The sequence below is a fragment of the Enterococcus sp. RTP21361st1_A6_RTP21361_211029 genome, from assembly GCF_040910045.1.
GTDB lineage: Bacteria > Bacillota > Bacilli > Lactobacillales > Enterococcaceae > Enterococcus_D > Enterococcus_D gallinarum.
Window position 1 is genome coordinate 1 of sequence record NZ_JBDGBK010000095.1, and the last position, 13503, is coordinate 13503.

General features: G+C 42.2%; 9 protein-coding genes and 1 pseudogene. 8 read left to right on the forward strand and 2 right to left on the reverse strand.

Annotated features, from left to right (window positions below; translation table 11 throughout):
- Positions 1 to 156: 156 nt before the first annotated feature.
- On the reverse strand, positions 157 to 2499 hold the full coding sequence (locus AB5Z52_RS13875; RefSeq protein WP_003128750.1) for an ABC transporter ATP-binding protein/permease: 2343 nt from the start codon (positions 2497 to 2499) through the stop codon (positions 157 to 159).
- Positions 2500 to 2637: 138 nt separating this feature from the next.
- On the opposite strand from AB5Z52_RS13875, the gene AB5Z52_RS13880 reads away from it, so the two are divergent.
- From AB5Z52_RS13880 to AB5Z52_RS13915, 8 genes are all read left to right on the forward strand, one after another.
- Positions 2638 to 3123 (forward strand): MarR family winged helix-turn-helix transcriptional regulator, encoded by a 486-nt coding sequence (locus AB5Z52_RS13880; protein ID WP_003128751.1) that lies wholly within the window; start codon positions 2638 to 2640, stop codon positions 3121 to 3123.
- A 174-nt stretch (positions 3124 to 3297) separates the two neighbouring features.
- Positions 3298 to 5082 carry a glycoside hydrolase family 13 protein gene (locus AB5Z52_RS13885; protein ID WP_368243837.1) on the forward strand — a complete coding sequence of 595 codons (1785 nt, stop codon included), beginning with the start codon at positions 3298 to 3300 and terminating at the stop codon, positions 5080 to 5082.
- 305 nt (positions 5083 to 5387) lie between these two features.
- Complete coding sequence (locus AB5Z52_RS13890; RefSeq protein ID WP_005472640.1) at positions 5388 to 6440, forward strand: aspartate-semialdehyde dehydrogenase; 1053 nt, start codon at positions 5388 to 5390, stop codon at positions 6438 to 6440.
- Between the two features lie 120 nt (positions 6441 to 6560).
- A complete protein-coding gene (locus AB5Z52_RS13895; protein ID WP_003128755.1) occupies positions 6561 to 8243 on the forward strand; it encodes a ribonuclease J in 1683 nt (560 codons plus the stop codon).
- Positions 8244 to 8592: 349 nt separating this feature from the next.
- Positions 8593 to 10035, forward strand: a complete 1443-nt coding sequence (locus AB5Z52_RS13900) for an MFS transporter (protein ID WP_003128757.1) — start codon at positions 8593 to 8595, stop codon at positions 10033 to 10035.
- Positions 10036 to 10232: 197 nt separating this feature from the next.
- Positions 10233 to 10916 (forward strand): metal-dependent hydrolase, encoded by a 684-nt coding sequence (locus tag AB5Z52_RS13905; protein ID WP_003128759.1) that lies wholly within the window; start codon positions 10233 to 10235, stop codon positions 10914 to 10916.
- A 38-nt stretch (positions 10917 to 10954) separates the two neighbouring features.
- On the forward strand, positions 10955 to 12286 hold the full coding sequence (locus AB5Z52_RS13910; RefSeq protein WP_003128761.1) for a DRTGG domain-containing protein: 1332 nt from the start codon (positions 10955 to 10957) through the stop codon (positions 12284 to 12286).
- A 47-nt stretch (positions 12287 to 12333) separates the two neighbouring features.
- Entirely contained in the window at positions 12334 to 13290 is a 957-nt protein-coding gene (locus AB5Z52_RS13915) for a bifunctional oligoribonuclease/PAP phosphatase NrnA (protein ID WP_279280747.1), read from the forward strand.
- Positions 13291 to 13293: 3 nt separating this feature from the next.
- Here the strand turns inward: AB5Z52_RS13915 and AB5Z52_RS13920 are convergent.
- Positions 13294 to 13503, reverse strand: a pseudogene (locus tag AB5Z52_RS13920) (hypothetical protein); the annotation flags it as partial.

Below are 13503 nucleotides of genomic sequence, written 5' to 3' on the forward strand. Positions count from 1 at the left end.
AAAGGATATTTTGCCATACAAATAACGACCCCCAAAAGTTAGATTTTTTGGTCTAACTTTTGGGGGTCGCTTCATTTCGAGTACTTTTTGTTTTGCTGAGAGCACCATTAACTGACAGCTGCAATGCTCTCTTTAGCTGTGACTAGTTAGAAAGAATTAATCTGCCCGCAAAGCGATCGCAGCATCTTTTTTTGCTGCCATCCGTGCTGGGATATGGCCGCCGATCATGGTTAGGATCGTGCTGACCAGAATTAAGATCAATCCATGGACTGGATTCAGTTGTGCAACATTTTCCAGATCAGTCATATTGTATAAGACCGCGTTGATTGGGAAAGTAGCTAACCAAGCAATCAAGACACCTAATGCACCAGAAGCAATCCCAAGGATACATGTTTCAGCATCGAAGACACGAGTGATATCTTTTTTACGCGCACCTAAAGCTTTTAGGACGCCGATTTCTTTCGTACGTTCCAAAACTGAAGTATAGGTGATGATACCGATCATAATCATGCTCGTCACTAATGAGATAGCGGCAAAAGCAATCAGAACATAAGTGATGGCATCCATCAAGCCGCCGGTCAATTGCGTCATGGTTCCAGCTAAATCAGAATAAACGATTTGATCTTTACGATCTTTGCCTTTGTTGTAAGCATCAAGATAGTCCAAGATTTTTTCTTTGGAACTAAAATCATTTGGATAGATCATAATACTGTTTGGCAAGTCGCTGCCACCTAAGTAATCGATTAGAGAATCGCGCGTGCTAGCATCGATTTTTTCGTTGGTCATAACATTGATATCACTGTCTTTTTGGGCTTTGACGATTGCCGAGTTTTTGTTTTCTTTGATAACTTCTTGGGCTAATGCATCGCTATAAGCGATCCCGGTAGAAAGCAAATTCATCGTAGATTTTTCTTTGATACGTAAAATCCCGCTGATTTTTAATTCTTTATTTGCACTGTTGTCATAAACAGCTGTTAAATCTTGATTTGGGATAAAGTTCCCAGTTGGCAATTCAGTATAAAAGGCATCGTTAAGTGCCAACTTGACTGTTGTTCCTACGATATCATCGAAAGACACTTTATCGCCGTCTTTGATATCAAATCCTAAGTTGATCAATGCGTTGACGTTCGTCACGTTGTTCTCGTCAACGATCAGTACAACGTCATTTGCTGATGCAGGATATTCTCCCTGCAGCAAATCATAGTTGTCTTTCAGGAAGTTGCCGTTTTCCTCAGATAGTTGTTCTGGGAAGGTTGAAACGCCGATTCCCGTCGAAGCACTCATTGCGGACATCATGGCATTTGTCTGCTCGTTATCAGCTGAAGCATTTGAAAAGCTGACTTGTTCTACTTTATCATCGACCTTACGCAGTAAGTTCAACGAAGTCGAACGAGTGTAGCCAATGTTGTTGCTTAACTCAGGATCAATTTTATTGAGATAGTCAAGAAAGTCCTGATCAATATTATTGATATGGGTTGCCCGGTCAGCGTCACTCAGTTTTGCGGTCACTTCTTTAGTGGACGGGAAATTCTCTTCTTTAGTACGAGTACTGATTGCAGAAGGGTCTTGTTCCGTCGTTACTTTAGAGATCGTGATCGGGAAACGGGCCAATGTTTCAGACTGTGTATTATCGATTTGCTTTTGGAATCCGGTCGATAAAGACAAGACGATGGCAATGCCGATGATCCCAATGCTTGAAGCAAATGCCGTTAAGAAAGTTCTGCCTTTTTTTGTCCGGATATTATTGAAAGAAAGACGCAATGCAGTGAGGAAACTCATCTTCGTGTGCTTTAATTCAAATTGATCTTTCTTTTGTTCTTCAATATGCGGGTTAGAATCTTTTAAGATTCGACCATCCTTGAACTCAATGATTCGATCTGCATACTGATTCGCTAGTTCCGGGTTATGGGTAACCATGATTACGAGCTTTTCATTGGAAAGCTCTTGGATCAGCTTCATGATTTGGACGCTAGTCTCTGAATCCAACGCACCCGTCGGTTCATCACAAAGCAGAATATCTGGGTCGTTGGCTAATGCTCGGGCAATCGCTACCCGCTGCATTTGCCCACCAGAAAGTTGATTTGGCTTTTTGTGCATATGGTCCGCAAGACCAACCCGTGTCAGCGCATCTTCGGCTTTCGCTCGTTTGACTTCTTTTGAAACACCGCTTAGTGTCATTCCTAGCTCAACGTTATCAATAATCCCCAAATGACTGATTAAATTGTAACTTTGGAACACAAAACCGATCGAATTGTTCCGATAGGCATCCCAATCACGGTCCTTGAAAGATTTGGTCGATTTTCCATTAATGACCATGTCTCCAGAGTCGTAGTTGTCTAATCCACCGATCACATTTAGCATGGTGGTTTTTCCAGAGCCGCTTGGTCCCAAAATGGCTACAAACTCTTGTTTTCGGAAAGCAACCGAGACACCGTCCAATGCTTTGGTGGTACTTGATCCTACTTTATAATACTTCTTGATATCTTTTAATTCTAGCATGCTGTCACTCTTTTCTTGCCATTTTCATGTTTTTTTCATCCTGTTTAAAAGCTATCATAACAGTTAACAAAAATCAACAATCGCTATTGTTTTGCAGAAGTTCTTATACTAAACTATAGAGAAGAAAAGAGGGAGAAAATGACAAAAGCGATAGAGAAGTTTGATATATCAGTATTTGCAGAAGTTTTCTCACTACTGGGAAACCTTTTGTTTGAAGAAGTTGGGTTTGAAGATTTAAAATTGACAAAGATGGAAATACTTGAATTGGTTATCATCGCAGCTAATGAAGGGATGACGATGTCGGAATTAGCAAGACAAATCGGCACATCGAAGGTCCAGATTAGTCGTTCGATTGCTGGATTGGAAAAAGCTGGGTTTGTCATTCGCAAAACCAATGAAACGAATCGGCGCAGCGTCAATGTCTTTATGTGTGAAGCGGGAAGAGAATTGTTTAGTCGCAAAAAACAACAAATTGAGGATCGCTTGAATGAGAAGGTTTCGGCAATGCGCCCTTCGGATTTTACAGAGCTTTATCAGGCGCTGACTACAGTGATTGGTTTGTTGCGGAAGTATGACATTTTAAAAGAACACGCTTGCTCGAACAATTCTAAACCAAGTAAATGATCCCCAATTTATAGCAATGCAAACGATTGCTTCGTTTGTGTTATTTGATGTTTCTATTATATTTCTCGCCCTTTTGTAAAAAGAAGAGGATAAAGCAATCGATTGCATATTTTGCTTGTATTCTCTTCTTGTGTGTGGGAAAATAGAGGCAACAAATAATTAAAGGAGTCTGCTATGAATACTACTGCTATTTATCATCGTCCAGAAAGTGAATTTGCTTATTTATTTGAAAAAGACAAAATGCACATTCGGCTGCGCACAGCTCGTCAAGATGTGCGTCACGTGCAATTATTATGCGGGGATCCGTATACCTTATACAAAGAAGCTTGGTACCAACGAAGGATCGAAATGGATAAAATCTTGTCTACGGACTTGCATGATTATTGGCAAGTGACTGTAAGTGCAGAATTTCGCCGATTGTCTTACGGCTTCTCAATTGAAAGTTTTGACGGTCTCCATGTTTTTTATGGGGATCATGGGGTCTATCCTTTTGAAGAGCAATACTTAGAAATGAACAACAATTATTTCCGGATGCCTTACTTTCAAGAAGCGGATCGGTTCAAAGTGCCGGAATGGGTCAAAGAAACCGTCTGGTATCAAATTTTTCCGGAGCGCTTTGCCAATGGCGATCCATCGAATGATCCTGAAGGCACATTGCCCTGGGGGTCCAAAAATCCTGATCGGCAAGATTTTTTTGGTGGAGATTTACAAGGTGTGATCGACCATCTGGATTATCTCGTTTCGCTAGGGATCAATGGGATATATTTCTGTCCGATTTTTGAAGCCTACTCCAACCACAAATACGATACCATCGACTATTTAGCGATTGATCCGGCATTTGGGGATAACGAGACCTTTAAACGGTTGGTGGAGGAATGTCATAAACGAGGAATCAAGGTCATGCTTGACGCAGTTTTCAATCACATAGGAGATACTTCCCACCAATGGCTCGATGTCATTAAGAATGGTGCAGATTCTCCCTTTGCCGATTGGTTCCATATCAATGAATTCCCTGTCAATTATAAAGAAGGCGAAGATTTTGAAGATGCTTATGATATCACGTATGATGTGTTTGCATTTACCCCGCATATGCCGAAGCTGAATACAGAGAATCCGGATGTTCAAGACTATCTCCTGAAAATTGCTCGTTACTGGATCGAAGAATTTGATATCGATGCTTGGCGCTTGGATGTAGCCAATGAGGTGAGCCATAATTTCTGGAAGAAATTTCGTCAGGTCTGTGATGAAGCCAAAGACGATTTTTATATTTTAGGAGAGATATGGCATTCTTCTCAAAGATGGCTCCAAGGGGACGAATTCCATGCAGTCATGAACTATGCTTTTACAGATGCAATCATTGAATACTTCGTCAAAGGCGAAATATCAATGACAAAGATGGTCTCGGAACTAAATAATCAATTGATGCTTTATCGGGACCAGACAAATCAAGTCCAATTCAATATTTTGGATTCTCACGATACGCCGCGTCTATTGACATTGGCACGAGGCGATAAGGACCTGATGCGGCAGGTGATGGCTTTTACCTACTTGCAGCAAGGGGTTCCCTGCCTGTATTATGGCGATGAAATCGGCTTGACCGGGGATATGGATCCGGATTGCCGGAAATGTATGGTTTGGGAAGAAGAAAAACAAGACCGCGATTTGTTGCGCTTCACAACTGATTTGATTCATTTGCGCAAGAGTCATCAAAAAATCCTTTCAGATGGCTCTTTGAATTGGAACGTGATTTCTGAAGAAGAAGGATTGATCATTTTTGAGCGGGAATTAGGTGCGCAACGAATCATTGGAATCTTTAATACCGGGGAAGACCAACTCACATTGTCTTGCCCAGAGGAAATTTTATTAGATCAGTTTATGCAGATCGAAGATGAGACAATGATCATTGATAATAAAGGATTTGTCATTGCAAAAATCAACAATGAAATCAGCAATAATTAAAAAATAAAATGAGGCAAGATCTGTTAAAACAGGTCTTGCCTCATTTAGGCTGATTGGGTTTTATTTCCCCATGCACGTTGGAAAGAATCTTCCCCAAAATTCTTTCTACTAATATTATAGCCTATAACCCGTAGATGTGACAAATAATAACAGTCGAAAAATAACCCTTTTTTGAAAAAAAGCGAAAGAAGAGGGAATTTTCAGATTTTTTCTTTTTCTTTCTGAGAATGCTTATGTAAGGTCTTTTCTTTTTGCTTAAATATGATAAACTAGTAAAAATGTATTTTTATTCGAGGAGTGATCAAATGGATAGAGGGTACCGGGTAGCTGTTGTTGGTGCGACTGGCGCAGTTGGAACAAAAATGATTGAGATGTTAGAAAAGACTACATTGCCGATCAAGGAATTGATTCTATTGGCTTCAAAGCGATCAGCTGGGAAAACCTGTGTCTTCAAAGGAGCCACTTTGGTCATTCAAGAATTAACTACGACCTCATTTATTGGAGTAGATTTGGCTTTATTTAGTGCTGGCGGCAGTATCTCCAAGCAATTTGCCCCAGAAGCGGTTAAAAGCGGTGCGGTCGTAATCGACAATACGAGCTACTTCCGAATGGATCCGAATGTCCCTTTAGTGGTTCCCGAAGTAAATGCTCATGCTTTAGCAAAACACCAAGGGATTATCGCAAACCCAAATTGTTCAACGATTCAGATGATGGTGGCATTAGAACCGATTCGGCAACACGCAGGTTTATCGCGGATCATTGTTTCGACGTATCAAGCTGTTTCAGGTGCCGGTGCTAAGGCAATGGCAGAATTGACACGGGAATCTCAAGCTTACTTGTCAGGAACACCAGCTGATCAGTTGGCACCAGAGATCATGCCAGCGGGCGGTGACAAGAAACACTATCCCATCGCATTCAATGCCTTGCCGCAGATCGATGTTTTTGCGGAAGATGATTACACCTATGAAGAGTGGAAAATGATTAATGAAACCAAAAAGATCATGGAAGACTCAGCGATCCAAGTAGCGGCTACTTGTGTTCGGATCCCAGTCTTTAGCGGGCACTCAGAATCTATTTATATCGAAACAAAACAACCTGCGGAATTGACTGCAGTCAAAGAGTGGATCAAAGCAGCTCCCGGAGCAGTTCTGCAAGACGATCCAAGTCAGCAGATTTATCCACAAGCACTGACGAGTGTCGGTAAGACAGAGACCTTCGTCGGTCGGATTCGAAAAGATTTAGATGTAGCGAATGGTCTGCACCTTTGGGTGGTAGCGGACAACTTGCTGAAAGGTGCTGCCTGGAACTCTATCCAAATCGCAGAATCGCTGCATGAACAGTCTCTAGTTCGAGTGTAAATCATAAGTTTTTCAGAAAAGTGTAGCGAATGCCACGCTTTTCTTTTTTTTGTTGTATAATGAAAGAGACGGCTTAGGCTAGGGAAATAAATAGTGTAAAAAAATCAAGAGGTGAATAGATTGGAAACTATCAAAATCATTCCTCTCGGTGGTGTACGTGAAAACGGAAAAAATATGTACATTGCTGAAGTTGGAGAGGATATATTTGTTCTGGATTGCGGTGTCCGTTATCCAGAAAACGAGTTATTGGGAATCGATACGGTCATTCCTGATTTCACGTATCTAGAAGAAAACGCAGATCGCGTAGCGGGGGTCTTTTTGACTCATGGACATGCCGACGCCATTGGGGCGCTGCCCTATTTCTTGGAGAATGTTCCAGTTCCGGTGTTTGGAACAGAGCTAACGATCGAATTGGCAAAATTGACCGTAGCAAAAAACGAAGCAACAAAGAAATTCAAAGATTTCCATATCATTGATGAACATTCAGAAATCGATTTTGGTCATGCAACCATCAGCTTTTTCCGGACAACGCATTCGATTCCTGATTCTGTCGGAATCAGCGTCAAAACCAGCGCTGGAAATATCGTCTATACAGGGGATTTCAAATTTGATCAAACAGCTATCCCAATGTATCAAACGGATTTCGGACGTTTGGCAGAGATCGGTAAAGAAGGCGTTCTGGCATTGCTGAGCACCTCAACAAATGCAGAAAACCCAGCACCGATTGCTTCTGAATTGACGATTCAAGATGAAGTGTTTGACAACATTCGCTATTGGGAAGGTCGGATCATTGTCGCAAGTGTAGCCAGCAATCTGCAGAGGGTTCAACAAGTGCTGGATGCAGCATATCGTTCCGGACGAAAAGTAGTTTTGACTGGTCAGGACTTTGGACGGATCATCCGCACTGCGATGAAGTTGGGTAAACTAAAATTACCAGCAGAGGATTTGCTGATCACCCAAAAAGAAATGAAAAAGTATGCCAATGAGCAATTGCTTATTCTAGAGACTGGCCGTATGGGTGAACCGATCAAAGCATTGCAGAAAATGGCGAACGGAACACATCGTACATTACGGATTCAAGAAGGGGATCTCGTTTATATTACGACGACGCCTACGACAGCTATGGAAACGGTCGTTGCCAAAACGGAAGATATCATTTACCGAGCGGGTGGAACCGTGAAGCAAATTTCAGATAATTTTCGTGTTTCCGGTCATGCGAATCCGAATGATCTGCAATTGATGCTGAATTTAATGAAGCCAACGTATTTCCTACCAATCCAAGGAGAATATCGTCAGTTGGCAGCACATGTGGACTTGGCTCATGAAGTGGGCATTCCGTTGAAGAATATTTTCATTACCGCACGCGGGGATGTTTTAGAATACAAAAAAGGCGAAATGCATTCAGCTGGTGCTGTACCAGCTGAGAATGTCATGATCGATGGGATCGGTGTCGGTGATATCGGCAATATTGTTTTACGCGATCGTAAAGTCTTATCTGAAGACGGTATTTTCGTCGCAGTCGTAACGATCAACCGTCGCGAAAAGAAAATCATTGCAGCACCGCAAATCACTTCCCGCGGCTTTGTTTATGTCAAAGCAAGTCGTGATTTGATTCGGGAAAGTGGTGAGATCGTTGCAGAGATCGTTGAAAAACATTTGCATGATGAAGAGTTTGAATGGAGTAAATTGAAACAAGACATTCGAGATCGCTTAAGCCGCTTCTTGTTTGAACAGACAAAACGCCGACCAGTGATCTTGCCTGTGATCATGGAATCCAGTCAAAGAAATCGATCACGCAAATAAAACATCCAGAAAACTAGGACGCCAGCTACAAACGTCCTAGTTTTTGCTTTGATTTTTGTGGTGTCTCTTTAGATACATAGCGCAGAAATACGAGAACATTGTCCGATCGATAATATCTAGGTCTTCATTGACAGGGTGTTGTCTAAAGCAAGTGTTCCAATAACCAAACATTGAAATTGCTCCTGTTTTCCGGTGCGGATTGGTGGGGTCTCTCAAGGCGTGTCAGTTATTTTTGTTAGTCTGGCTAATTTGACTTGTCCGAATGCTGGAGTGATGTCTGGATAAAAAACAATTCCACGAAGAAACTCGTGTTAAAAGAAAATTGATTGGATCGAAAGGATGGTTTTGAGTGAAAAGTTATCAAGAAGATACGCTTGTCCAGCAGAGAAAATGGTGGATCTTGATTGCTGTTGCGATGTTCACGTTTATGTCTACATTAGACGGCAGCATCGTGAATATTGCGTTGCCGACGATATCGGCAAATATGTCCGTACCCATGAACCAAGCGGAATGGGTCGTGTCGGTTTATTTGATGGTGGTTTGTGCTTGTTTGTTGCTATTTGGTAAGATTGGCGATAGTTGGGGGAAAATCAAGGTCTTTCGTCTCGGCATGTTGATTTTTACCATCGGTTCTTTATTGTGCGGGTTCAACCATTCGTTGGCTTTTTTGCTCTTTGCACGAGTCGTCCAAGCGATCGGTGCAAGTATGACGATGGCAACAAATACTGGAATCATTACGGAAGTATTTCCTATTAGTGAGCGAGGACGGGCACTGGGGATGATCGGCGCTTTCGTGTCGCTAGGATCAATTGCTGGTCCAGGACTAGGCGGGATCATATTGTCTCATTTTTCATGGCCTTATATTTTTTGGATCAATGTTCCTGTCGGAATTCTGACTATGATTGCCGGGGAGAAAATTTTACCCAAAGATATCACCATGAGCCGCAACTCCATCGATAAAAGTGGATTTGGTCTATTCTCTGTGGCGATCTTGACCTTTTTCGGTGGAATTTTCATCGGTCAGGAGCAAGGCTTCTTGACATGGTTGCCATTAGTATTGATTTTCGTTGCAATCATTGCTTTTATTGCTTTTATTCAAGTAGAAAAACGGGTGGCGATGCCGCTGATTACTTTCAGCATTTTCCGAAATAAAATTTTTACGTTAAGTTTGTTTACGGCACTTCTGATCTTTTCTGCTAATTTTTTTGTTAATGTCGTGATTCCATTTTATCTGCAAAATGCCCGTGGGTTGACTCCAAGTGTAGCCGGGATGTTGATGATGGTCTTTCCTTTGATGATGGTTATCGGATCGCCTATCAGCGGTTATTTGACAGACCAAGTCGGTCCAGAAATCTTGGTGTTGATTGGCTTGGCCTTACTATCGATTACCCAACTGATGTACATGTTTATGAACCAGCATACACCTATTTGGTATTATGTGGTGGCTACAGCAATCATGGGATTAGGAAATTCCTTGTTCCAATCGCCGAATAATACCATGGTCATGAGCAGCGTGACCAAAGAAAATTTGGGAGTGGCCGGTAGCTTGAACTCTTTTGCTCGTAATCTAGGCATGGTGCTAGGGATTGCAATGTCCACAACGATTCTATATTCTGCGATGAGCAGTGCCTATGGTCAGCATGTGACGACATATATCAATGGACGACCAGATATCTTCAATTATGGAATGAAAGTTACTTTCTTCGGTGCGTTTCTTTTATGTGCTGTGGCCCTATTGATGACTATGTGGCGTATCAAAAAACAAGGTGGCTTCCAGAAACATTCTCTGTAAGCTGCGAACCTAAAAAAACTGTTCTAGTTCTTTTTTCTGAAGACTAGAACAGTTTTTTTGTGATTTCTTGACTAAGAGAAGAATAACGTCATGAATGAAATGGATACACCGAATTGATTGTTTGGAATTTTGTATTAGTCTGTTATAATAGAAAATATTAGTCTGTATTACTTATGAATAGGAAAGGGGTAATTGTTGTGAAGATTACTTTTCATGGACACGCGGTTCTTTCGATCGAGTTGGAAGATGGACAAAAGTTGTTGTTTGACCCTTTTATAAATGGAAACGCTATGACTGATCTGGATGCAGAAACAGTTGATCCAGACTGGCTGCTGATCACTCATGGGCACAGCGACCATGTAGGAGATATGGTGGCGATTGCCAAACGTACAGAAGCACCTATTATCAGTGTAGTGGAAGTTTGTCAGTATGCAACAAGTAAGGGAGTAACGAAGACTCACGGTATGAATATCGGCGGCTCATATACTTTTCCCTTTGGCAAGGTACGGTTCGTTCAAGCTCAGCACAGTTCCGGTCTGGAAGAAGACGGCAAGATGATCTATATGGGAAACCCAGCGGGAATCATTTTAGAAGCGGAAGGCAAAACAATATATCACGCGGGGGATACAGCCCTCTTTGGTGATATGGCACTGATTGGCGAACAATTTGCGATCGATGTGGCTTTCTTGCCGATTGGTGATAACTTCACTATGGGACCTAAAGATGCAGCCGCAGCTGCCCACTTATTGAAAGCAAAAAAAGTTGTACCAGTTCACTACAACACATTCCCACTGATCAAACAAGATCCCGCCGCTTTTATCGACTTGCTGCCTGAGGGAGTAGGCACCGTTTTGGCTGTGGGAGAATCGATTGATTGTTGACCGTCTGATTGACGGATTTTATTAACTAGGAGAAAATTATGGCGACGAAACATGACTTGATTTTAGCGCATATCGAAAGTTTGCCGGTAGGAGACCGTATTTCAGTACGGGGAATCGCAAAGGATTTAGGTGTCAGTGAAGGAACCGCCTATCGGGCAATCAAAGATGCAGAAAATATCGGTCTGGTCTCTACCATTCAACGGGTAGGAACCATTAGGATCGAGCGTAAGTTAAAAAAACATATTGAAAAATTGACCTTTGGAGAAGTCGTACAAATCATTGAAGGAGAGGTTCTAGGAGGCGCAGCCGGTCTAGATAAGGACTTGAATAAGTTTGTTATCGGTGCGATGAAAGAATCAGCAATGGAACGATATATCACCCCGGGATCGCTCGTGATCGTAGGGAATCGAAATGAAGTTCACCAATTAGCATTAGAAGATGGTGCTGCTGTCTTGATCACTGGTGGGTTTGAAACATCAGAAGAAAACTGTCGTTTGGCCGATAAGCTGGAACTGCCAATATTGCAGACGACTTATGATACGTTTACCGTTGCAACGATGATCAACCGGGCATTGAGTGACCAGCTGATCAAAAAAGATATTATGCTCGTTAGCGATATCTATATGCCGCTGGAAAAAACAAAGTATCTGCATACGTTTGACACTGTCAAAGACTATAAACGTCTTTCAGAAGAAACCAATCATTCTCGCTATCCGGTAGTTAACAAGAACATGCGCGTGGTTGGGATCATTACGGCAAAAGATGTTTTGGAAAAACCCGATACGCAAATCATTGAACGAATCATGACTCGTGAACCGCGAGTCGTGAAAAAAGAGATGAGTGTTGCTTCTGCCAGTCATCAAATGATTTGGGATGGCTTGGAAGTGATGCCAGTAGTAGCAGATGACTTATCTTTGATCGGAATCGTGACTCGGCAAGACATTATGAAGGCGATGCAACTAGTCCAAAGACAGACCCAGATTTCCGATACGATCTCTGATCAGATTTCTGGTCAGATCCAAATCATTGAACAAGATTTTGAAGGCAATAAATTGGCACAGCCAAACTTTCGTTTCGCTGTGACTCCACAAATGGTCAATGAAGTAGGAACGATTTCTTTTGGTGTGCTCAGTGAAGTGATCGCCAATGCTGCCAAACGAACGATGCAAGTCAATCAGCGGCGAAACAGCTGGATCGAACAAGTGAATCTACACTATTTCCGCTTGATCCAATTAGAAAGTGAGATCATTATTCAGCCCAAAATTTTGGAGCTGGGGCGCCGATCTGCTAAGATCGATATTGAAGTCTATATCGAAAATTCCATGGTAGCTAAAGCAATTGTCGTCTGCCAAGTAATGGAGCGCCCTTAATTCGAACAGCAGTCATCAGATAAATGCTTAGAAAATGGAGATATGCAATGAACGTACAAGAGGAAATATTGACAGCAATTAAGGAATATCAGATAATTATTATTCACCGCCATCAGCGACCTGATCCGGATGCACTAGGGTCACAAGTTGGATTGGCAGAAATTTTACGAGCTAGTTTTCCTGAAAAAGCGATCTATCAAGTGGGAGGGCCTGTTGAAGGGCTAGACTACTTAGCAGAAATGCAGGAGATTTCGGATGAAGTCTACAAAAATGCCTTAGTGATCGTGACCGATACCGCCAATTCACCAAGAGTCAGTGATCAGCGCTATGCCAATGGTGCAAAATTGATCAAAATCGATCACCATCCTAATGACGAACCTTATGGAGATTTGGTCTGGGTGGATACTACTGCTAGCAGCTGCAGTGAAATGATTACGGCATTCTGGAAAATGTTCGCTGAAGAACTTACTATGTCGCAAGAAGCTGCGCGCCTGCTTTATGCCGGAATCGTAGGGGATACGGGTCGTTTCCTGTACCCAGCAACGACCTCCGCGACATTGCGTTACGCAGCTGATTTGTTGGATTATGGTTTTGATGCACCAAAAATCAATCGTGAGATTGATCAGGTTTCGAGAGCAGTGGCTCGTCTTTCCGGCTATGTCTTTGAAAATTTAGAAGTTGATTCACTAGGAGCTGGCAAAGTGATTCTGACAAATGAGATTCAACAGCGTTTTGGCGTTGTTGATTCAGAAACATCTGCTATCGTGTCCTTACCAGGGAAGATTGAAGATGTCTTAGCATGGGCAATTTTTGTTGAGCAGCCAGAAGGCTATTATCGGGTCCGGATGCGTTCGAAAGGACCTGTGATCAATGAGATCGCCAAACGTCATCATGGTGGCGGACATCCGCTTGCCAGCGGAGCGAATGCAGCGGATCTGGAAGAAGTGGCAGCCATCTATCAAGAAATCCAGACCGCAGTTTCAGCTTTTCGAGAACAAGCATAGACTTTATTCGTCGTGATCAGTGTTCTTTTGCAGAAGAAAAAACCAACAGCGAGGAATCTTAGGACTTGCTAGGGGAATGATCGGTGAGTTTTTGATTGTAGTAAATAACTGTAGTAAAAAATTACGCAAATAAAAAGGCTCTTTGTCAATAAGGACTGATGGGTTGTACAAAATCAAATCTGGGTCAGAATGAACCTCATTCTGGCTCAGATT

Coding starts and splice junctions, on each gene's coding strand:
- AB5Z52_RS13910 (WP_003128761.1), top strand. CDS start 10,955: ATGGCGACGAAACATGACTTGATTTTAGCGCATATCGAAAGTTTGCCG.
- AB5Z52_RS13885 (WP_368243837.1), top strand. CDS start 3,298: ATGAATACTACTGCTATTTATCATCGTCCAGAAAGTGAATTTGCTTAT.
- AB5Z52_RS13880 (WP_003128751.1), top strand. CDS start 2,638: ATGACAAAAGCGATAGAGAAGTTTGATATATCAGTATTTGCAGAAGTT.
- AB5Z52_RS13875 (WP_003128750.1), bottom strand. CDS start 2,499: ATGCTAGAATTAAAAGATATCAAGAAGTATTATAAAGTAGGATCAAGT.
- AB5Z52_RS13915 (WP_279280747.1), top strand. CDS start 12,334: ATGAACGTACAAGAGGAAATATTGACAGCAATTAAGGAATATCAGATA.
- AB5Z52_RS13890 (WP_005472640.1), top strand. CDS start 5,388: ATGGATAGAGGGTACCGGGTAGCTGTTGTTGGTGCGACTGGCGCAGTT.